A 20,647-nucleotide genomic window follows, 5' to 3' on the forward strand; every position below is an offset into this window, starting at 1 on the left:
TAGCTTGAACCAAGCGGGGATGACCGGCAACCCTAACGCGCAAGGGAGCGAGGGACTGTGGACGAGACAAGCATCATTCATCCGGCATGGCTGGACGCATTCGAGCGGGTCTTCACGCTGTGCAAGATGGCGCAGGGCGAGCGCATCGCCGTGCTGTCGGAAACCGGCTCGCGGGCGGTGAACGTCTCCTTAACTTGTGCAGCGCTGGACCGGATGGGCCTGCACTTCGAACGCGTGACCGTCCCGACGCCCGCGCCCGCTCCGGGTCCGATCATCCGCTCAACAGGCGCCTGCGAGGCGTTGACGCCGCAGCTAGAGGCCGTCACCCAACTCTGCGCAGTGGATGTGGTGATCGACCTGACCGTCGAAGGACTCATGCACGCGCCTGAAACGGGGAAGATCCTTCGCTCCGGCGCGCGCATCCTCAACATCTCGAACGAGCATCCGGACATTCTCTGCCGCCTTGTCCCCGACCCGGCGATCAAGGATGTGGTCAAAGACGCCGTCGCCCGCTGCCGCGCCGCGCGCGAGATGCGGGTGACATCCGAGGCCGGGACAGACCTGACTGTCGCGATGGAGGGCGCGGCCACCGTGGGCGTCTGGGGCTACACCGACCGCCCCGGCACGCTGGCGCATTGGCCGGGCGGGCTGGTGGTGAGCTTTCCCAAGGCGGGCAGTGTGAACGGGCGGCTGGTCTTTGCACCGGGCGACATCAACCTGACCTTCAAACGGTATTTCGAGATTGCGGTGACCTGCACCTTGGAGGCGGACTTCGTGACGTCGATCGAAGGGTCTGGCACCGACGCGCGGCTCATGCGCAGCTACTACGCCGGGTTCGACGACCCACTTGCCTATGCCACGAGCCACGTCGGTTGGGGGCTCAATCCCGCGGCCCGCTACGAGGCGCTAACGATGTACGACAAGGCTGACCTCAACGGGACCGAGCTGCGGGCTTTGGCCGGAAACTTTCTCTATTCGACAGGCGCCAACGAGTTCGCCGACCGCTTCACCCGCGGGCATTTCGACCTGCCGATGATGGGCTGTGACATCCTCCTCGACGGGGTGCACGTGGTGCGGGACGGGGTGCCGGTGTGAGCCACGGGATTGCACACCGCGAAGTTGGTGACGGACCGCAGACACTGGTCTGCCTGCACGGGATCGGCGCGGACGGGCGGAGCTTTCACCACCAGATGGAAGCGTTCGACGGCTGGCGCGTGGTGACCTGGGACATGCCCGGCTATAGCGGGTCGGAGCTGCGGGAGGCACCGACGTTTGAATCCTTGTCGCAGCGGCTAGCCGCCTTCCTCGAGGAGTTCGGGACACCCGTACACCTGATGGGGCAGTCGATTGGCGGGATGATCGCTTTGGACCACGCACTGAGGCGGCCGGAACAGATCGCGTCGCTGGTGCTGGTTACAACTACCCCGAGGTTTGGCGGGCGCGATGAAAGCTTCAAGGATGCCTTTCTCAAAGCACGCCTCGCGCCGCTCGAAGCGGGGCAGACGATGGCGGAGATGGCCAAGCAAGCGGCGCCGCATCTGGTCGGGCCGAGAACGGACCCTGCCGAGATCGCCTTCATCGCTGAGGTTCTGGCGGATGTACCGGAGGAGACGTGGCGCGGTATCCTTAAGTGTCTCGTGACCTTTGACCGTGCGGCGGAGGTGGGCGAGATTGCCCACCCTACCCTCCTGATCGCAGGCAGCGAGGACCGCAATGCACCCGCGCAGACCATGGCCAAGATGGCCCAGCGCATCCCGGGTGCGCGGTTTCATACCCTTGAAGGCGCAGGGCACATGCCGCACCAAGAACAGCCAGAGGCGTTCAACGCGCTGGTGAGGGACTTTTTGCAAGAGGTGATCTCGTGACGGCACATCATGCTCCGATTGACATCGCGCCGATCTTTGAGCCGGACGCCTGGGGGCTGACCGAGAAGCAGGCTTCGCTGTCGGCCAAGGCGCGGGCGTTGGCGTCCACGAACTTTGCAGCGCGAGCGGCGGGGTATGACCGGGCGGCGTCCTTCCCGACGGAGAACTTTGCCGATCTGGCGTCGTCCGGCCTCTTGGGCATTTGCATCCCGGAGGCCGAGGGCGGGCTCGGCGCGGATCTGAAGACCTACATGCTGACCGCCTCCGAGATCGGGCGGTTCTGCGGGGCGACGGCGCTGACGTTCAACATGCACGTCTCGTCCTGCCTTTGGACCGGAGACTTGCTCGACCAACTGGAGCTGGAGGACTCGGTCCGCAAGGAGCACCACGCGGCGCGGCGTCTGCACTACCGGCGCATTCTCGATGAAGGGAAGATCTACGCCCAGCCCTTCTCAGAAGGGGGCGCAGCAGCTGCGGGGTTCAAGGCGTTCGGCACGACGGCGTTGAAGGTCGATGGCGGGTGGAAGGTGAACGGGAAGAAGATCTTTGCCTCCCTCTCCGGGCACGCGAATTACTACGGCGCCTTGTGCACTGCACTCCAAACCCCGGACGAAGAGCACTCCCGCCGCAACACGATGTACCTCGCCGTGCCTGCGGACGCCGAGGGGGTTCGGGTCGAGGGGGAGTGGGACCCTCTGGGCATGCGCGGGACGGTTTCGCGGACGCTGCTTTTCGAGGACGTGTTCGTGCCGGACGAGGCGCAGCTGATGCCGATGGGGGTCTACCCCTGCGCGGCGCGGCGCTGGCCGCATATGTTCATGACGCTGACGCCCGCCTACATGGGGATTGCGCAGGCGTGTTATGACTTCACCGTGGCCTATCTGCGCGGAGAAGTGCCGGGCACGCCCCCGGTCAAGCGCCGGATGTACCCGACCAAGCAGCTGGCGGTGGCACAGATGCGGGTGATGCTGGAGCAGACCAAAGGGCTCTGGTTCCAGGCGATCTCCGAGGCGCGGCCCGATCCCTCGCACGACAGCCTGATGCGCGCCTGGGCGGCGCAGCACACGGTGATGGAGAACGCCAACGAGATGGCGCAGCTGGCGATCCGCACGTGCGGAGGGCAATCGATGCTGCGGTCCTTGCCTTTGGAACGGCTCTATCGCGACAGCCGGTGCGGTTCGCTGATGCTGCCGTGGACGGCGGAGCTCTGCCTCGACATGCTTGGCAAGGGCGCGCTCTATCAGCCTGGCGAGAGCGATGACGCTTGACGCCTGGATTGTGGGGGCGGCTGAGGCTCAGCCCGGTCACTTTGCGATCCTGTTTGAAGATGAGGCGCTGAGCTATGCGGCGTTCGCGGCGCTGATTGCGGAGCGTACTGATGAGCTGCGGGCCAAGGGCATTGGCCATGGTGACCGCGTGGCGTGGTACGGGCTGAATGCGCCGGAGGTCTTTGTCCTCATCTTTGCCTGCGCACGGATCGGAGCGATCTTTGTGCCGCTCAATTGGCGGCTGGCCGACGAAGAGATCGCGCGGATCGTCTCGGATTGTGCACCCTCGGCGGTCTACTGGGATGAGGCGTTTGCGGAGAAGGCGGCGGCGCTTCCGGTGGCAAAGCCCGAGGGGAAGGATACAGAGCCGAGCCTCGGTGACCCGCTCCTGATCGTCTACACCTCCGGCTCGACGGGTGAGCCGAAGGGTGCAGTGCTGGCGCAGGAGGCGCTGGTGGCCAATGCCGAGATGTCGGTGGCGGCGCATGGGTTGACGGCGGACGATACGGTGCTGAGCATCCTGCCGACGTTTCATGTGGGCGGGCTCAATATCCTGCCGACGCCTGCCTTTTCGGTGGGTGCGACGGTGCTCTTGCACCGGACGTTCGATCCTGTCGCGGCGGTGAAGGACCTAGCCAAAGCTCAGACGGCGGTGACGGTGCCAACGGTGCTGGGCGCCATGCTGGGAACGGAGGCTTGGAAGACGGCGGACCTCTCGGGTGTGCGGTGCCTGTCGATTGGCTCGACAGATGTGCCGCGCGAATTGATCGACGCGGTGCATGCGCGGGGCATCCCGATGATGCAGATCTACGGCGCGACGGAGACAGCGCCCTTTGCGATCTACCAGACCCATGAGGACGCCATCGAGACCGCAGGCTCGCTCGGGCGCAAGGGGACGTGCGAGGTGCGGCTTGTCACGCCCGAGGGGCGTGCCGCGCAAGATGGCGCTCCGGGGGAGATCTGGGTGCGCGGGCGGAACGTGGCGCTGGGGTACTGGCGGAACGACGCGCTGACAGACGCCGCGTTCGAAGACGGCTGGTTCAAAACCGGGGACGTGGCGACGTGTGATGCGGACGGACAGTACTTTTTCGCCGACCGGATCAAGCACATCATCATCTCAGGCGGGGAGAACATCTACTCGGCGGAGATCGAGCGCATCTTGCGCACGCACCCCACAATCAAGGAGCTGTCGGTGGTCGGTCTTCCGCATCCCAAGTGGGGCGAAACGCCGGTGGTGGTGGCCGTGAAAAGCGCACCGCTCGAAGGCAAGGACCTCCTCGCGATGCTCGACGGCACGCTCGCGCGTTACAAACACCCCCGCGAGGTGCTTTTTGCAGACGCTCTCCCCCGGAATGCCATGGGCAAGGTCGTGGCGGAGGAGGTCAGAAAGCTGGCGACAAGCCTCAAGGCCAAGTGTTAACACTTGACCCAAGACCGCGGGAGCACACCGCGGCAGGGACCACACACGTCTAGGGAGGACGATATGAAGACTTTGCTCAAAACGCTGGTGGCCAGCTCCGCCATCGCCGTGTCATCGGTCGCGGCCTTTGCTGCTGACACCACGCTCACGATCTCCAGCTGGGCGCCGCCCACGCACGGGATCAACGCGCTCTTCTGGCCGCGCCTGATCGAAGAGATCGAGGCCGCCACCGACGGGCGCGTCACGGCAGAGGTCAAGTACGGTCTCGCCTCCCCGCCTGCGCAGATGGATCTTATCCTCGATGGCGCGGCAGACATGACGTGGATTTTCCACGGCTACAACCCGGGCCGGTTCGTGGCGACCAAGATGATCGAGCTGCCGGGCTACGAGGGCAACGCCGAGGCCGCCGCCGTCGCCTACTGGCGCGCGCATGAGGAGTTCCTCGGCGCCGCGAACGAGCACCGGGGCGTCAAGCTGATCGGCCTGATGACGCACGGGCCGGGCGTGCTGCACACCAATGCCGACGTCACCTCGCTCGCGGACATCGAAGGGATGAAGCTGCGCCTCGGCGGTGGTGTCTCGGGCGCGGTCGGCGCGGCGCTTGGCGCGACCGGCATCCGCGTGCCTGCGCCCAAGGTCTACGAGACGCTTGCCTCGGATGCTGCGGACGGTGTGATGATGCCGATGGAGGGCAAGGCAGGCTTCAAACTCTACGAAGTCGCCAAGAACACCTACACCGTGCCGGGCGGGTTCTACCGCGGCTCGTTCGCGCTGATCATGAACGAGGACACGTTCGCGGACATGAGCACCGAGGATCAGGAGGCGCTTTCCGCACTGTTCGGTGAGATGACCTCGCGCATGGCCGGGCAAGTCTGGGACGAGATCGACGAAATCGGCGCGCAGGCGTTGGCCGACGCGCCCGACAACAAGCTGATCGAAGCCTCCGCCGAAGACGCCGCCACATGGAACGGCATCGCCGAGGGCATCATCACCGAGGTCATGGCCGAGGTCGACGGCGCCGGCATCGACGCGAGCGCCGCGCGTGCCTTCATCTCCGAACAGATGGCCGCTGGCGGCTCCTGATCGCGACCGAACTGACGGGGCCCTCTCGCAGGGCCCCGTTTGCTTGAGGATCCCCCCCCGTGAGTGACCTTGAAGGCCAGACCGAAACCGCGATCCGGGCGGAGGAAGTTTCGCTGCGCCAGCCCAGCGTTTGGCACCTGATCGGGGTGCTGCCGGGCTGGATCGCGGGGCTCTTCCTCTTTGCGCTGATGGCGATGACGTTTCTCGACGTCGTGCTGCGCTCGGCGCTCGACAATCCCATCGAATCCGCGACCGAACTGACGCGGCTCTTCATGGCGATCATCGTCTTTGCCTCGCTGCCGATGGTCAGCTGGAAGGGCACACATATCGCCGTCGACCTGCTCGATCCGCTCTTTACCCGGGCGCTCGCACGCTGGCGCGATGCGCTGATCGACCTTGTGTGCGGTGCTGCGCTCCTCTGGCCCGCCAAGCGCGTCTTTGACCTCGCCGAGCGCGCGCGCTCTTTCGGGGACGAGACCGAGTATCTGGGCTTTCCGCAATACATCCCCGGCTGGTTCATCGCCGCCTTTACCGCCATCACCGCGCTCGTCTTTCTCGCGCGCGGGCTGGTGCGTATCTTTGCGCCCCACCGGCTGACCCCGAAGGGATCACACGATGACTGAATCGCTGATCGGCCTCGGCGCAGTGCTGGTTCTGGTGTTCCTCAGGATGCCGATCGCGATTGCCATGGGGATCGTCGGCTTTGTCGGCTTCATGGAGCTGCGGAACTTTCGCGCCGCCATCTCGATGGTCGGGCGCCTCCTGATCGACACGGCTCAGGACTACGGCCTGTCGGTGGTCCCGCTCTTTATCCTGATGGGGCTCTTCGTGAACAAGGGCGGCCTCAGCCGCGAGCTCTACCAGGTCTCGAACGCCTTTCTCGGCCATCTGCGCGGCGGGCTCGCAATGGCGACCATCGTGGCGTGCAGCGGCTTTGCCGCGATTTGCGGCTCGTCCTTGGCAACTGCCGCGACCATGTCCAAGGTCGCCCTGCCGCAGATGCGCAAGTACAACTATTCCGACAGCCTCTCGACCGCCTCCATCGCGGCGGGCGGCACGCTCGGCATCCTGATCCCGCCCTCGGTAATCCTCGTGATCTACGGGCTTTTGACTGAAACCTCGATCGGGCAGCTCTTCATCGCGGGCATCATCCCCGGCCTCTTGGGCGTTTTCTTCTACCTCGCCGCCGTGCGCTACACCGTGGCCCGCAACCCCGATGCCGGCCCGGCGGGGGAAAAGACCGACCTCAAGGGCCGTCTTCTCGCGCTCAAATCCGTCTGGGCGGTGCTGCTGCTCTTCTTCCTCGTGATCGGCGGGCTCTACGGAGCCCTCAACATCTGGCCGATCTACCTGACATTCTCACCCACCGAAGCCGCGGGCATGGGCGCGGCAGGCGCCTTCCTGATCGCGCTGGCGCGCGGCACGCTGACATTGCAGGGCACGATGCAAGTGCTGGTCGAGACGGCGCAGACGACGGCGGGCCTCTTTGCGGTGCTGATCGGGGCGTGGATCTTCTCGAACTTCGTCAACCTCGCCGGCCTGCCCGAAGCGCTCCGTGCCGCCGTGACCGCCGCCGGTCTCTCGCCCATGACCGTGATGGTGATGATCCTCTTGATCTACATCCTGCTCGGCTGCGTCTTCGAGTCGCTGTCGATGCTGCTTTTGACGGTGCCGATCTTCTTCCCGCTGGTCACGAGCCTTGGGTTCGACCCGGTGTGGTTCGGCATCGTGGTGGTGGTCGTGGTGGAAATCTCGCTTATCACCCCGCCCGTCGGGCTCAACGTGTTCGTGCTCAAGGGCGTGGTCGGCAACGTCTCCACAGGCACGATCTTTCGCGGCGTGACCCCGTTCTGGGTGGTCGACATCCTGCGCCTGATCCTGCTCGTCGCCTTCCCCGCGCTGGTGCTGTTCTTGCCGAATTCGATGGGGTGAGGGCAAGCGCTCATCCACAAGAATACTGAGAAACAGAGGTTCACGCGCCGACCCGAGGTGTGGCGCATCGCGCCGCCCCATGGGGGCGGGGCGGAGCGGCCTGACGGTTCCCGTCAGGCGGATGGTCTAATCAAACGAGATATCGACCCGCCCAAACGCCCCAAAGTCCGCCACGATCTCACTCCCTGGCGGACACTCCACCGGCCGAATAAAGCTCCCCGACAGCACAATCTGACCTGGCGCGATCTGCTGGCCGTATTGCGCCATCCTCCGCGCCAGCCAGACAACGCTCTCCACCGGATCGTTCAGCACACCCGCCCCAAGGCCCGTCTCCTCGACCACGCGATCGCGCGTCGTGACCGCCCCGACCCAGCGCAAATCAAACGCATCCACCGCGTGCCGCTGATCCCCCAGCACCACGCCCGCATTCGCCGCATTGTCGCTGATCGTGTCGAACACCTTGCGCGCCTGCCCCGTCTCGGGATCCGTGCGCAAAATCCGCGTGTCGAGGATCTCCAGCGACGGCGCGACATACTCCGTCGCCGCCAGCACATCCGCCCGCGTGACACCCTCCCCGCCGAGGACATCCTTCATCACAAAGGCGATCTCCGTCTCGACCCGCGGCTGGATAAAGCGCCCCTTCGGCACTACGCCGCCCGTCTCGAAGATCATGTCGTCGAAAAGCACACCACTGTCCGGGATATCGATCCCCAGCGCATCCTGCATCGCGCGCGAGGTGAGCCCGATCTTCCACCCGACGATACTGCGACCCGCCGAGACCTTCGCCCGCACCAGCGCCGTCTGCACCGCGTAGGCATCGTCCATCGTCATTTCGGGATGCTTGAGCGACAAGAGCCCGATCTGCGCGCCCGAAAGCTCCGCCTCGAACAGCGCCGCCGCCGCCGCCGCGTGATCGTCCGGCGTCATGCCTCGTCCTCCACCGTGTTGCGCAGGGTGCCGAGCGTGCTCACCTCCACCTCCACCACGTCACCGGGCTTCAGGAACTGAGGCGGATCGAGCCGCGCACCCGAGCCCGTTGGCGTCCCGGTCACAATGATGTCCCCCGGCTGCAGCGTCATAAAAGTCGAGATGTACGCGATCTCCTTCCGCACCGGGTGCATCATCCGCGCCAGCACATCGTCCTGCCGCACCTCGCCGTTGACCCGCGTCACGATCCGCGCCTCATCGAGCAGGCCATGGTCCGTAAACGGCACCAGCCAAGGCCCCATTGCCCCCGAACGATCCCAGTTCTTCCCCTGCGTGACGTTGAATTTGGCGTGCCGCACCCAGTCGCGGATCGTGCCCTCGTTGCAGATCGTCAGCGCCGCGATGTGGTCATAGGCATCCGCCTCTGCGATCCTCCGCCCGGGCTTGCCGATCACCACCGCGACCTCGCCTTCATAGTCGAGCATGTGGCTCTCAGGCGGACGGATCAGAGGTTGGTCATGCCCCGTGAAGCCGCTCGCGAACCGTGGGAAAAGAGACATGTACTTCGGCTGATCGCTCCCATCCTTGTACTCCGCATTGCGGTCAGGAAAGTTCACGCCGACGCACAAGATCCGCCGGGCATTCGGCAGCACCATGTCATAGCTCGCTTCGGTGTGGGTGACCTCGCGTCCGGTGGCGGCCTCCGCCAACGCGTCCAATCCACCCGCACAAACCGCGTCAAAGAGCGTTGGCCACTGCGGAAAGGTGCCGTCGAGCGCGATAAAGCCATTCTCCGTCACCGCGCCGTAGTGCTGCGCGCCATCCGCTGAAAAGGTCGCAAACTTCATCGCAATCGCTCCGAAATCTCGCGGATCACGTCATAAGCCATCATCACGTCCTCGCGCGTCGTCTCGAACTGGCCGACTTGAAAGCGGATCACCTTACGGCCCTGGAAACTCCCCTGCGTCAGGTAAATCCGCCCATCGTCGTTGATCGCGTCCACGAGCCTCTGCTGCGCCGCGTCATCCCCCGGTCCGCGAAAGGAAAAGAGGCTCAGGATCGGATCGCTTGCGATCTCAAACCCGGGCGTCTGGTGCAACTTTTCACACAGCTCCTCGGCCCAGGTGACATGGTTGCGAATGCGCCGGCGCAGCTCTTCCAGCCCATACGACCGCAACAGAAACCACAGCTTGAGCGCTCGGAAACGCCGGCCTAGCGGAATTGTCCATTCCGAGTAATTGGTGACCGCATCACCGGTTGTCTTGAGGTACTCCGGCTCGATCTTGAGCGTGTTCAGCTGCGGAGTCGCGTCACGCAGGAACTGCACCGAGCAATCAAACTGCGCCCCGAGCCATTTGTGCGGGTTAAAGACTATGCTGTCGCAATTCTGGACTCCGCTCCAGAAATTATCGTGATATTCCGGGCAGATCATCGCTGTCCCCGCCCAAGCCGCGTCGAGATGAGTATACAGGTCTTCGTCAGCCGCGACTTTTAGAACTGGTTCCAAGTCATCGCTGGCCCCGATCCCTGTACCCCCAGTCACAAGGATCACACCGGCTGGCACATGCCCCGCGGCGCGGTCCTCAGCGATCGCTTTGGCCAAGGCTCTTGGGTCCATCGCATGCCTTGGACCGTGGGTTGGCAGCTTCACGAGGTTGTCCTGCCCGATCCCAGCCACCCAGCAGGCCCGGTCGATGGAGGAATGCACCTCCTGCGAGCAATAGATGCGCAAATGACCCTTGCCGTTCAGCCCTTCGCGGTTGCCGGTGTAGCCCGTCGCGCGTTCACGCATCGTCAGGACCGCCGACAGGGTGGCCGAAGACGCGCTGTCTTGGATCACTCCGGTCATACCCTCCGGCAAACCAAGCGCTTGACGCAGCCAGTCGACCATCACGCCTTCAAGCTCGGTCGCGGCAGGCGAGGTCTGCCAGAGCATGCACTGCGCCGCGATCGTGTTCACGAGCTGCTCGGCCAACATCGAAGGCGCCGTGGCATTGGCGGGAAAGTACGCGAAGAAGCGCGGATGCTGCCAATGGGTCATCCCCGGCATCACGATCCGCTCGAAATCGGCAAAGATCGCCTCCATCTCCTCGCCCGTCTCAGGCGGAGAGGGCGCGATCTGCGCCGCGATTTCTCCCGGTTTGGTCTGCGCACGGACGGGGCGGTCGCCGATCGTCTTGTGAAAATCCGCGCCCCAATCGGCAAAGCGGCGTCCCCAGCGGGCAAAGTCGTCCCAGTTCATGGCGCGATAATCGGGCTGGCGCCGAGACCCGACTCTTGCGTGTCGACCCCGACAAAGGGTGAGCCATTCTCGAACCAGCTGCGTGGCGCGGCGGCACCCCAGAGCGTTTGGCGCTGCGGGTCCGTCAGGTCCCACTTGATCGGCTCGAGGTCCGGGTCAACCGTCTGATAATCCGAGCAATAAATCTCGATCCTGTGGCCGTCTGGATCGAGGATATAGAGAAAGAACGCGTTCGAGATCCCGTGCCGCCCTGGCCCACGCTCGATGTTTTTCACGTAGCCAGTCGTCGCCATCAGATCGAGCAGGTCGATGATGTTGAGCGGCGTCGGCACCCAGAAGGCCACATGGTGCAGGCGCGGCCCGGTGCCGTTGGTAAACGCCATGTCATGCACCCCTCCCTTGCGGTGCATCCACGCCGCCCAGAGCCGTTTGCTCTTCTCGTCCTCGGTGTACTCCGTCACGCGAAACCCGAAATCCGAGTAAAACGCGACCGACGCATCCACGTCCGGCGAAAAGCAATTGAAGTGGTCGATCCGCAGCGGCTTGACGCCTTTGTAAAGCGCGTAGGTCTGATGGATCGGCGGGAGGCGGTCCATCTTGTGATAGAACTCGAGCGGCATGCCAAAGTTGTCGGACGTCAGGAGCGTACGGCCTTGATAGTGGCGTTCGATCCATTCGGTGCGGCGCCCGTGCGCTTCGAAGTAGGTCTTGGCCTTGTCGAGGTCCTCTTCGTCGAAGGTCTTGAAGCCCATCACCTCGACCGTACCGGGCTGGTCCGATGTCTGCAGGATCAGGGAGTGATGCCCCCGCTCCTCCATCGCGCGCAGGTACACGTGGGTCGCAGTCTCATCCGTGATCTGAAGGCCGAGAGTATTGACGTAGAACGCCTTTGACGCGGCGAGGTCGGCGACATTGAGGCAGGCGTGGCTGAGCCTGATGGTGTTGAACGGCGGGTAGAGGTTGGAGGCTGGGACGGGCATCAGAAACACGCGCCCCGGACTTGATCCGGGGCCTCTTGGGGTGTGGCGAGGTCCCGGGTCAGGCCCGGGACGGGGTTGTTCGGAGGTCTCATGTCGCACCCACCTGTGAGGTTTCGCACCGGCGCGGAATCAAGGGGCAGCCGCCGCGCCATCGACGGGCCGCCCCGTCGCACCAAAGGTGCGCCAAGCATAAATGGCACGCCTTTGGCGTGACGGCACGTCGATACGTCTGACCCGAGCGCCTCGCTCTTTTGAAGCCCGGACTTGGCAACTATTAAGGCGCTAAGAAATTCTGTGAGATCGACGTACTGCGGCTCGCCGATAGCGCTTTGGGGTCTCATGCCGCCCCCAATTTTGTGATCCTGTGCTGGCCGGTGGCGAAGCCGATGTGCTTTTGCTCCATGTAGAACTCGAACGACCAGTCGCCGCCGTCGCGGCCGATGCCACTGGCTTTGACCCCACCGAAAGGTGTCGGCAGGTGGCGGACGTTTTCGGAGTTGACCCAGATCATGCCCGCCTCGAGCCGGTCGGTGAAGCGCAGCGCGCGGGTCAGATCGTTGGTCCAGACATAGCCGGTGAGCCCGTAGGCGGTGTCGTTGGCGAGGGTAAGCGCCTCCTTTTCGGTGCCGAAGGGGATGGAAGTAAGGACGGGGCCAAAGATCTCCTCCTGCGCGATACGCATATCGTTGGTGGCCCCCGTAAAGAGTGTGGGCTGGACGAAGTAGCCAGCCTCGCCGTGCCGGGCGCCGCCTGCGGCGATGGTCGCGCCGTCCTCTCGGGCAATGTCGAAGTAGGACGTGACCTTGGCAAAATGCTCGGCGGAGATAAGCGGGCCGACTTCGGTGGCGGGATCGAGGGGGTGCCCGACCTTGATCCGGTTCACCCTTTCCACGAGCTTTGCCTCGAACTCGGCGCGGATCGTGTCCTGCACCAGCAGGCGCGAGGAGGACGTACAGCGCTCGCCGTTGATCGAGTAGATCATGAAGATGACCGCATCCAGGGCGCGGTCGAGATCGGCGTCGTCGAAGACGATCACCGGGTTCTTTCCGCCGAGCTCGAGGTGGTTGCGCTTGAGCGTGTCGGCGCCCTGTTTGACGATCTGCGAGCCGGTGCGCGACTCCCCGACAAAGGCGATCGCCTTGAGCTTTGGGTGCTCGCAGAGGGCCTTGCCCGCCTCCTCGCCAAAGCCGTTCACCGTGTTGAGCACGCCCGGCGGCAGGCCGGCCTCCTCGGCGATTTCCACGAGCAGGCGGGCGGTCAGGGGCGACGCCTCGGCGGGCTTGTGAACCACCGTGCAGCCGGCGGCGAGGGCGGGCGCGATCTTCCACGTCGACAGCATGAAAGGCGTGTTCCACGGCGTGATCACCCCGACCGGGCCGATGGGCACGCGGGCGGTGATGTTCATCAGCGTGGGCGATTTGAGGTGTTGGCCGTCGCGCGCCTGGATCACCTGATCGGCGAAGTAGCGGAAGTTTTCGGCGCCGCGCAGGGCGGCTTTGGACATGAACTTGTAGGCCTGGCCCGTGTCCCAGCACTCGCAAAGGGCGATCTCTTCGGCGCGGCCCTCGATCCCTTCGGCTATGCGGATGAGGATTGCGCGGCGCTCGGTGGCGGGCATGTCGCGCCAGCCGGGGAAGGCATCGTGGGCGGCTGTGGCGGCCTTGTCCACGTCGGCGGCTGTGCCGCGGGCGACCTGGCAGATCACGCTTTCGTCGACGGGGGAGAGGGTGTCGAAGGTTGCGGCGTTCGCGTGATCCGCGCCCGCGATGCGGTGCAGGATGCCGGTCTCGCGGAAGCGGGCGAGGTGGCCGTCCAGAGCCGCGAGGTTGTCGTCGAGCTTGCTCATGCGGAAGCCTTCAAGTGGTCGCGGATCGTGCCGTGCTTGGGCGCAAGGTCCGGGTCGATGTCGCGCATTTCTGCGGAGAGGGCGATGGAACGGGACTTCATCACCGGGGCTACAAATGCCTTGAGCGCGTCGAAGATTTGCTCGACGGCGACCTCCTTGACCGCGTGCGGACGGCCCGCGCGGAGACGGATCGAGAGGTCGATGAAGCCGTGCTTGGGGTCGCCGTCGGCAATCGCATAGTGATCCACGCGGGTGGCGCGCACGCGGATGCCCGGCATGGGAAAAGTGTCGATCCTGGCCGCTTCGGCGCGGATCGCCTCGCAGAGCGCGCCCATGTCGAACACCTCCTCGAGGTTGGCCGAATACTCGATGTGGAAATGCGGCACGCGGGGTCCTGACCGTTTGATCTGGAAGGAGCGTACGGAGCGGCGGGCGTCGCCGTCAAGGCGCCGTCACGACTCCATCCGCGCACCAGCCATCGAAAATCTCGAGCGCCTTTTCAGCGAAGGCGGCGTCGTTGATGTGGCAGTCGAGCGGATGCTGGGTGACGTTTGGCGGCAGGTCCGCTTGCAGGGCCTCATAGAACGCGGCGAGCCCTGCGGCATCGTGGAGGTCAGCGCCTGCACGGTCCCACTCGCACAGCCCGTGCAGCGGCATGAGCATCGCGACGGGGCCTTTGGCGGTTGCGAGTTGATTGGCATGGGCGCGGGCGACGGCGCGGCGTTCCTCGGCGTTCAGGACGATGGAGGTGAGGAGCCGGTTGTGCGCGTGGCTGAGGTGGCCGGACCACTTTGCCGGGATGTCCTCCCAGCCGATGATGTCGACGAGGTCGTAGCATCCTGGCGCCACGATTTGCGGCACGCCTTGCGCGCCGGCAGATTTGAGGCGATCAGGGCCAGCTGAGATATTCGAGCCGTGAATGTGGTTGCCAAGCTCTTGCGTGCAGAAGTCGAAGACGCAGGCAAAGGCGCCATCGGCGGCGAGGCTCTCGAAGGCGCGGCCGCCCATGCCAGTGGCGTGGAAGACGGCAACCTCGAAGCCGCGCGCCTCGAGCGCGGGTTTGAGCGAGACGACGTATTTCAGGGCGGATGTGCCGAGGGAGGTCATGCCGATGAGCGGTTTGTCTCGGTTCGGCCTTTGCACGGCCTTGGCCGCGCCCAGCACCGCGCCCGCCGCCTGGCTGAGCGATGCCTTGCAGACCGCGTTGAGGCCGTAGAGCCCGCCCGCCCAAAGGATCATCTGCACATCTGGCGCCACCCTCGCGGTCGGGATCAGCGGGGAGAAGGCGATGGTCGACACGATGTACTTCGGCACGCCGAGCGGCAGCGCTTGCGCCACGTCGAGCGCCAGGTCTGTCCCCATCGAGCCGCCCAGCGCGATCATCCCGTCGAAGGCACCTTGGGCGTAGAGCCGTGCCGCGAGCGTGGCTGCACCCGACGCCATGATCTGCATCGCGGTGTTCTCGTCGCCGCCTTGGGTGGCCTTTTCGATGGAGCTGCCGCCTGCCTCCGCCACGGTATGTTTTGAGTGATCGCAAGGCCGGGAAGGCTCTCCGAGCACCGACACGTCCATGGTCAGGACCTTTCCGCCATTCGCTTGGATGACGTCCGCGAGGAACGACAGCTCGTCATCCTTGGTGTCAAAGGTGCCGATCACGAGGATGGTCTTTGCGGTCATGCTGGGCGCTCCTGCTGGTCCGCAAAGGTTCGTCGCAAACGCGGACGCGGTGCAAGGGGTGTGATTGTCTCGTGCGCGCAGCGCAGGCATAGTCATGGGATGAAGGATTCTAACTTCCTCAAGGAACACAACGGGCGCCTGATGTGGCACCCGATGACCTCGCCGCAGGACAGCCAGCACACCCCGCCCAAGATCATCACCGCCGCGCAGGGCGTGCGGATCACCGACATCGACGGGCACGAGGTGATCGACGCGGTCGGCGGGCTGTGGAACGTGAACCTCGGCTATTCCTGCCAGCCGGTCAAAGACGCCATCGCGGCGCAGCTCGATGTGCTGCCGTATTACTCGACGTTCCGGGGGACCTCGAACGACGCGGTGATCGAGCTGAGCTACGAGCTGCAGCAATTCTTTGCGCCCGACGGGATGCGGCGGGCGTTCTTTACCTCGGGCGGGTCGGACTCGGTGGAGACGACGCTGCGCCTGGCCCGCCAGTACCACAAGCTGCGCGGAGAGGCGGGACGGACCAAGTTCCTGAGCCTCAAGAAGGGCTATCACGGCACACATATCGGTGGCGCTTCGGTGAACGGGAACGCGAATTTCCGCAGCGCATACGAGCCGCTCCTGCCCGGGTGCTTTCACATCCCGGCGCCCTACACCTACCGCAATCCGTTTGGCGAGAGTGACCCAGAGCGGCTGGCCCAGCTGTGCCTGCAGGCGCTCGAGGACGAGATCGCCTTTCAGGGGGCGAACACGATTGCCGCGATGATCATGGAGCCGATCCTGGGCGCGGGCGGGGTGATCCCGCCGCACGCCTCCTTTGCGCCGGCGGTGCAGGAGATCTGCAACCGGCATGGCATCCTGCTCATCACCGACGAGGTCATCACCGCCTACGGGCGCACGGGCGCGTGGTCGGGTGCGCGGCTCTGGGGCGTTCAGCCGGACATGATGGCGACGGCCAAGGCGATCACCAACGGCTACTTCCCCTTTGGCGCGGTGATGCTGGGGGAGCGGATGGTGGAGGCGTTCGAGGACAACCCGGCGGCGAAGATCGGACACGGGTACACGTATTCGGGTCACCCGGTCGGCGCGGCGGCGGCGCTCGCCTGTCTTGCTGAGACGCAGCGGCTCAACGTCATCGAAAATGCGGCGGCGCGCGGGACGCAGCTTTACGAAGGGTGTCTGGCGCTGCAGCGAAAGCACCCGCTCGTCGGGGACGTGCGCGGCGGGCATGGGCTGATGACGGCGATCGAGATGGTTTCGGACCGCGCCACCAAGACGCCTTTGGACGCGAAACGCGCGGGCATCGTGCAGGAGGTCGCCTACCAGTCAGGCGCGATGGTGCGCGTGTCGGGACCGAACCTGATCCTCTCGCCTGCGCTGATCCTGTCGGAGGCGGACGCAAGCGCTATCCTCGCGGCGCTGGACGCAGGTCTGACGGCGGCGGAGGCGGTTTAGCGCGGGAGACCACCGTTTACCGGGCGAAAGCATCTGCGCATACGTTACGCACAGCTACCCACCTTTCGAGCGCGTCTTAGTCCTTCTGCTGTGCCGAGGGTCGGTCTATCCTAGCCCCACCACGCCCTCAGATGGCAAAGACTCACGGAGGAGAGACCATGGCTCAGCCCGCCCCCCGCATCGACGATGTGGCGTTCGACACGCTTCTGGCCGACCCCTACCCCACGTTCGACCGCATCCGGCCCATGGGGTCTGCCGTCTGGGTCGAGGCCGCGCGGATCAAGCTGGTCACCCGGTTCGACGACATCATGTTCGTCGAGCGCAACCATGCCACCTTCTCCTCCACCAACCCCGCCTCGCTGATGAACGAGGTGATGGGCGTCTGCCTGATGCGCAAGGACGACGAACCCCACCAGATCGAGCGCAAGGCGATGGAGCCGGCCTTTGCCGCCCGCACGGTCAAGGAGCAGTGGAACCCAGCGTTCGAGGCGCTCGCGGACCGGCTGATTTCCGAGTTCGAGGCGGATGGGAGGGCAGACCTCTTCAACGCGTTTGCTGCGCCCATGGCCTCGCTTGGCCTGCTCGAGGTGCTGGGGTTCAAGGACGACGTGCCCTGGCAGGACCTCTGCCACTGGTCGCAGTCGCTGATGGACGGGGTGGGCAATTACAGCCGCGACCCGGAGATCACCGCGCTGGGACAGGCCGCCAACAAGGCGATCGCAGTCGAGATCGACCGGGTCAAAGAGGCACACGGCACCGAGCAGAACCTCTCGCTCGTCTCCAGCATCCTGCACGCCGAGCATCCGCACTCGCTCGATCAGCTGCGCGCCAACATCAACGTGACCATCGGCGGCGGTCTCAACGAGCCGCGCGATGCGATCCTGACGCTGACGATGGCGCTCCTGCAGAACCCGGACCAACTGGCGGAGGTGCGCGCCAATCCCAAGCTCTGGATGACCGCCTTCGAGGAGGCCGTGCGCTGGGTCTCCCCCATCGGGATGTATCCGCGCCTCGTGACCGAGGACACCGTGCTGGGCGATACCGAGCTCGAAGCCGGCGAGCAAATCGGGCTCTGCGTCGGCGCCGCCAACCGCGACCCGTCCCGCTTCGAGGCGCCGGAGGTCTTCGACATCCACCGCCCCCGGCAGGGACACCTCGGCTTTGGCGCAGGCCCGCATTTTTGCGCAGGCACGTGGGTCGCCCGTCAGATGGTCGGCGCGATTGCCGTTCCGATGCTGTTCGACCGGCTCCGCAACCTGCGCCTCGATCCCGACGCAGAAATCGAAGAGCGCGGCTGGGTGTTTCGAGGCCCGACCCGCCTGCCGGTGGTCTGGGACCCGGCCTGAGGCAAGCCTTGGCGCCGACCTTGTCCAGCGGCACTCAAACTTGGAGAAATCTGCGCCGAGCCTCCCTGCCCGGTGACGTCGCGATTTTTCGAATTCGCCTGCCCGACACTTGCTTGCTGTCAACGCCCTGTGGCCGCAAACTCTGCACAGCAACAGGCTTGGAGATCGCACCATGACCCTTCCCCCGACGATGCAGGCCATGGTCACGATGGGTCACGGCGACCTCGACCAGATGGTCTTTCACACCGACTGGCCACGCCCGGAGCCGGCTGCGGGCGAGGTGCTCATTGAGGTCGGCGCCTGCGGGCTCAACAACACGGACGTGAACACGCGCACCGGCTGGTACTCCAAGGCGGTGACCGAGGCGACGACCGGCGGCGCCTACGAGACGGTGCATGACGAGGACCCGACGTGGGGCGCGGCGCCAATCTCCTTCCCGCGCATCCAAGGCGCGGATGTGTGTGGCAGGATCGTCGCCGTGGGCGCGGGCGTGGACGCGGCACGGATCGGCGAACGGGTCATCACGGACAACTGGCTGCGCGACCCGGGCACGCCCGAGGATCTCAACAAGACCGGCTATTACGGCTCGGAGCGAGACGGCGGGTTTGCCGAATACGCCACGATCCCCGCCCGCAACGCGCTTACCGTCACGTCGGATCTCTCAGACGCCGAGCTTGCGACGTTCTCCTGCTCCTACTCCACCGCCGAAGGGATGCTGAGCCGGGCAGAGGTTACCTCCGACGACACCGTGCTGGTGCCGGGCGCGTCAGGGGGCGTTGGCGGCGCGCTGGTGCAACTTGCCAAACGTCGCGGCGCACGGGTCATCGCGCTGGCCTCGAAAGCCAAGCATCCCGACGTGACAGCCCTCGGCGCCGACGTGGTTCTGCCCCGCGCGCCTCAAGACCTCCGCCGAGCGCTCGGAGATGACAAGATCACCGTGGTGGCCGACATCGTCGGCGGGCCGTCGTTCGGGGCATTCATCGACATCATCGTACGCGGCGGACGCTACACCTGTTCAGGCGCCATCGCCGGCCCGATGGTTGAGCTCGACCTGCGCACGTTCTACCTGCGCGACCTCACCTTCACCGGCTCGACGGTCATCAGCCCCGAAATCATGCCGAACCTCATCGGCTACATCGAGCGCGGTGAAATCAAACCCGCCCTCGCCGCCACCTACCCGCTCGCAGAGCTGCGCGACGCGCAGACCGCCTTCATCAGCAAAAAGCACACCGGCAACATCGTGGTGGTGCCGTAGCGCCGCAAGACTGCCAGCGCAGCAAACCATCGAGGCGTAAAGTGGTGACCAGGGCTCGATATGGGAAACCAGTATCGGCATCGATCTGATGTCGAGTAACGTTCTGTTTCTCGATCAGCTTTTGCGCAGAAATAGCGGCGAATTGGGCTTGGTGAGAGCTCATTTGCCATGTCAAGCAGGCGCGCTTCTGCGGCGCGGCCTGTGCTTGGGTCGACGCCTGTTTGCGGTTGTTCGTTCAACGGGTCTCAAGCCGATGAAATGCGGGCTTGGGGTCAATCGAACGTAAAGTACTGGCGTTCCATTTCACACCGACTTGCGGTCGTTCGATGCGCATGCATACGAGCCGGATGTCTAAAGGCCACGGCGCACTGGCCAAGGTGATAAAGCGCTCCGTCGCTCCATGGCCATCCTGCTTCGTTCCCGCCTAAACTAGAAAGGAAAGGGACCCGAGGCTTGAAGTCTGGAACGTTACTTCTCAACCAAGATGCCGGGAACGCATTTCCTCCGGAACGTTCTACTCTTCAGTTTGGCGGGGTTGTTGCCAGTTCTGCTGCTTTATGTTGCGCTTTCACCTGGATTTACGTCCGCCTTGGGTGACGGAGGGCCGTCGCTGGAGCGTTTTCTGAGGCAGGTTGTGACAAATGGCCTGCCGGTAATCTGTGCCGTCAATTATGTCGGTTTCTTCCTACTCGCACTCTCTTGCGAACGACACGAGCAGGGACGCGATCCAGCAACCTACATCGTCGTCGATGTTGTCCTCAGACTCGGTCTTTTCGTTGGTCTTCATGGCTTGATCTATGTGGCTTCAGCCGACTGGTACGGATCGTTCGGCGGCAATCGCGCCACCGCCATTCAGGTTATGGGTCCAACTCTGGCCCGGTCAGCCCTCTTCGACAACATATCCGGGGTGTATTTCTTTGCGACTTTCATCAGTGCCATTCCCTTGTACGCGTCCGCAACCAGACGGTCTGAGCGGCTGGCGCCGATCGTCCGGCGTCTTCCCAAAGTCGGCGGGCCGTTTGCCATCTCATTCCTGATCTCACTGACGGTGGCTGTCGGTTTGTCGGAGCTCGCGAGCGCCATTTCCCACGCAACGAGCCATAGCTGACGAAAACCGGCACGACGCGGCACTGTTCAGGATCTGAAAACCGAAAAAGGCGACGATCTGGAAGTTCGACGTGCGCATAGGGGGGCGCATGCAGGCCAAAAGTGAGGTGCCCCTAGATTTGTAGACGCTTTGCTTGGTAATTTTGGAAGCAAAGGACGACGCAAATGTCAGGGCAAATTCGTTACTCAGATGAGTTCAAGATCGACGCGGTGGCGCAGGTCACGGAGCGTGGATATTCGGTCA

18 protein-coding genes are annotated in these 20,647 nt (G+C 64.5%); 11 read left to right on the top strand and 7 right to left on the bottom strand.

Annotation, left to right across the window (positions count from 1 at the left end; all coding sequences use genetic code 11):
• Positions 1 to 57: 57 nt before the first annotated feature.
• From ACU0B3_RS14115 to ACU0B3_RS14145, 7 genes are all read left to right on the top strand, one after another.
• Positions 58 to 1,095 carry a peptidase M29 gene (locus ACU0B3_RS14115; RefSeq protein ID WP_446261505.1) on the top strand — a complete coding sequence of 346 codons (1,038 nt, stop codon included), beginning with the start codon at positions 58 to 60 and terminating at the stop codon, positions 1,093 to 1,095.
• Positions 1,092 to 1,865, top strand: coding sequence for an alpha/beta fold hydrolase (locus ACU0B3_RS14120; protein ID WP_446261506.1), 774 nt, complete (start codon positions 1,092 to 1,094; stop codon positions 1,863 to 1,865). The genes ACU0B3_RS14115 and ACU0B3_RS14120 overlap by 4 nt, the downstream gene beginning before the upstream one ends.
• Positions 1,862 to 3,133, top strand: a complete 1,272-nt coding sequence (locus tag ACU0B3_RS14125; RefSeq protein WP_446261507.1) for an acyl-CoA dehydrogenase family protein — start codon at positions 1,862 to 1,864, stop codon at positions 3,131 to 3,133. Before ACU0B3_RS14120 ends, ACU0B3_RS14125 begins: the two co-directional genes overlap by 4 nt.
• Complete coding sequence (locus ACU0B3_RS14130; RefSeq protein ID WP_446261508.1) at positions 3,123 to 4,553, top strand: class I adenylate-forming enzyme family protein; 1,431 nt, start codon at positions 3,123 to 3,125, stop codon at positions 4,551 to 4,553. The genes ACU0B3_RS14125 and ACU0B3_RS14130 overlap by 11 nt, the downstream gene beginning before the upstream one ends.
• A gap of 63 nt (positions 4,554 to 4,616) precedes the next feature.
• On the top strand, positions 4,617 to 5,636 hold the full coding sequence (locus tag ACU0B3_RS14135; RefSeq protein ID WP_446261509.1) for a TRAP transporter substrate-binding protein: 1,020 nt from the start codon (positions 4,617 to 4,619) through the stop codon (positions 5,634 to 5,636).
• A 59-nt stretch (positions 5,637 to 5,695) separates the two neighbouring features.
• Complete coding sequence (locus tag ACU0B3_RS14140; RefSeq protein WP_446261510.1) at positions 5,696 to 6,259, top strand: TRAP transporter small permease; 564 nt, start codon at positions 5,696 to 5,698, stop codon at positions 6,257 to 6,259.
• Positions 6,252 to 7,568, top strand: a complete 1,317-nt coding sequence (locus ACU0B3_RS14145; RefSeq protein ID WP_446261511.1) for a TRAP transporter large permease — start codon at positions 6,252 to 6,254, stop codon at positions 7,566 to 7,568. Before ACU0B3_RS14140 ends, ACU0B3_RS14145 begins: the two co-directional genes overlap by 8 nt.
• Positions 7,569 to 7,694: 126 nt before the next feature.
• Here ACU0B3_RS14145 and hpaH read toward each other — a convergent pair whose 3' ends face one another.
• From hpaH to ACU0B3_RS14180, 7 genes are all read right to left on the bottom strand, one after another.
• Positions 7,695 to 8,495: a 2-oxo-hept-4-ene-1,7-dioate hydratase gene (gene hpaH, locus ACU0B3_RS14150; RefSeq protein WP_446261512.1), complete on the bottom strand. Its 801-nt coding sequence runs from the start codon at positions 8,493 to 8,495 to the stop codon at positions 7,695 to 7,697.
• The gene (locus tag ACU0B3_RS14155) at positions 8,492 to 9,343 is read right to left on the bottom strand and encodes a fumarylacetoacetate hydrolase family protein (protein WP_446261513.1); all 852 of its coding nucleotides are present in this window, start codon (positions 9,341 to 9,343) and stop codon (positions 8,492 to 8,494) included. Before ACU0B3_RS14155 ends, hpaH begins: the two co-directional genes overlap by 4 nt.
• On the bottom strand, positions 9,340 to 10,737 hold the full coding sequence (locus ACU0B3_RS14160) for a pyridoxal phosphate-dependent decarboxylase family protein (protein WP_446261514.1): 1,398 nt from the start codon (positions 10,735 to 10,737) through the stop codon (positions 9,340 to 9,342). The genes ACU0B3_RS14155 and ACU0B3_RS14160 overlap by 4 nt, the downstream gene beginning before the upstream one ends.
• Positions 10,734 to 11,717 (bottom strand): 3,4-dihydroxyphenylacetate 2,3-dioxygenase, encoded by a 984-nt coding sequence (hpaD, locus tag ACU0B3_RS14165; RefSeq protein WP_446261515.1) that lies wholly within the window; start codon positions 11,715 to 11,717, stop codon positions 10,734 to 10,736. The genes ACU0B3_RS14160 and hpaD overlap by 4 nt, the downstream gene beginning before the upstream one ends.
• A gap of 337 nt (positions 11,718 to 12,054) precedes the next feature.
• Positions 12,055 to 13,563, bottom strand: coding sequence for a 5-carboxymethyl-2-hydroxymuconate semialdehyde dehydrogenase (gene hpaE / locus ACU0B3_RS14170; protein WP_446261516.1), 1,509 nt, complete (start codon positions 13,561 to 13,563; stop codon positions 12,055 to 12,057).
• A complete protein-coding gene (locus ACU0B3_RS14175) occupies positions 13,560 to 13,949 on the bottom strand; it encodes a 5-carboxymethyl-2-hydroxymuconate Delta-isomerase (RefSeq protein WP_446261517.1) in 390 nt (129 codons plus the stop codon). Before ACU0B3_RS14175 ends, hpaE begins: the two co-directional genes overlap by 4 nt.
• Positions 13,950 to 14,004: 55 nt before the next feature.
• The gene (locus ACU0B3_RS14180) at positions 14,005 to 15,240 is read right to left on the bottom strand and encodes a Tm-1-like ATP-binding domain-containing protein (protein ID WP_446261518.1); all 1,236 of its coding nucleotides are present in this window, start codon (positions 15,238 to 15,240) and stop codon (positions 14,005 to 14,007) included.
• Positions 15,241 to 15,339: 99 nt separating this feature from the next.
• On the opposite strand from ACU0B3_RS14180, the gene ACU0B3_RS14185 reads away from it, so the two are divergent.
• From ACU0B3_RS14185 to ACU0B3_RS14200, 4 genes are all read left to right on the top strand, one after another.
• On the top strand, positions 15,340 to 16,695 hold the full coding sequence (locus ACU0B3_RS14185) for an aminotransferase class III-fold pyridoxal phosphate-dependent enzyme (RefSeq protein ID WP_446261519.1): 1,356 nt from the start codon (positions 15,340 to 15,342) through the stop codon (positions 16,693 to 16,695).
• Positions 16,696 to 16,853: 158 nt separating this feature from the next.
• The gene (locus ACU0B3_RS14190; RefSeq protein WP_446261520.1) at positions 16,854 to 18,041 is read left to right on the top strand and encodes a cytochrome P450; all 1,188 of its coding nucleotides are present in this window, start codon (positions 16,854 to 16,856) and stop codon (positions 18,039 to 18,041) included.
• Positions 18,042 to 18,213: 172 nt separating this feature from the next.
• Positions 18,214 to 19,296: an alcohol dehydrogenase family protein gene (locus tag ACU0B3_RS14195; protein WP_446261521.1), complete on the top strand. Its 1,083-nt coding sequence runs from the start codon at positions 18,214 to 18,216 to the stop codon at positions 19,294 to 19,296.
• A gap of 484 nt (positions 19,297 to 19,780) precedes the next feature.
• Positions 19,781 to 20,404, top strand: a complete 624-nt coding sequence (locus ACU0B3_RS14200) for a hypothetical protein (RefSeq protein WP_446261522.1) — start codon at positions 19,781 to 19,783, stop codon at positions 20,402 to 20,404.
• The last annotated feature ends 243 nt before the right edge of the window (positions 20,405 to 20,647 follow it).

This window comes from Pseudaestuariivita sp. (assembly GCF_052825805.1).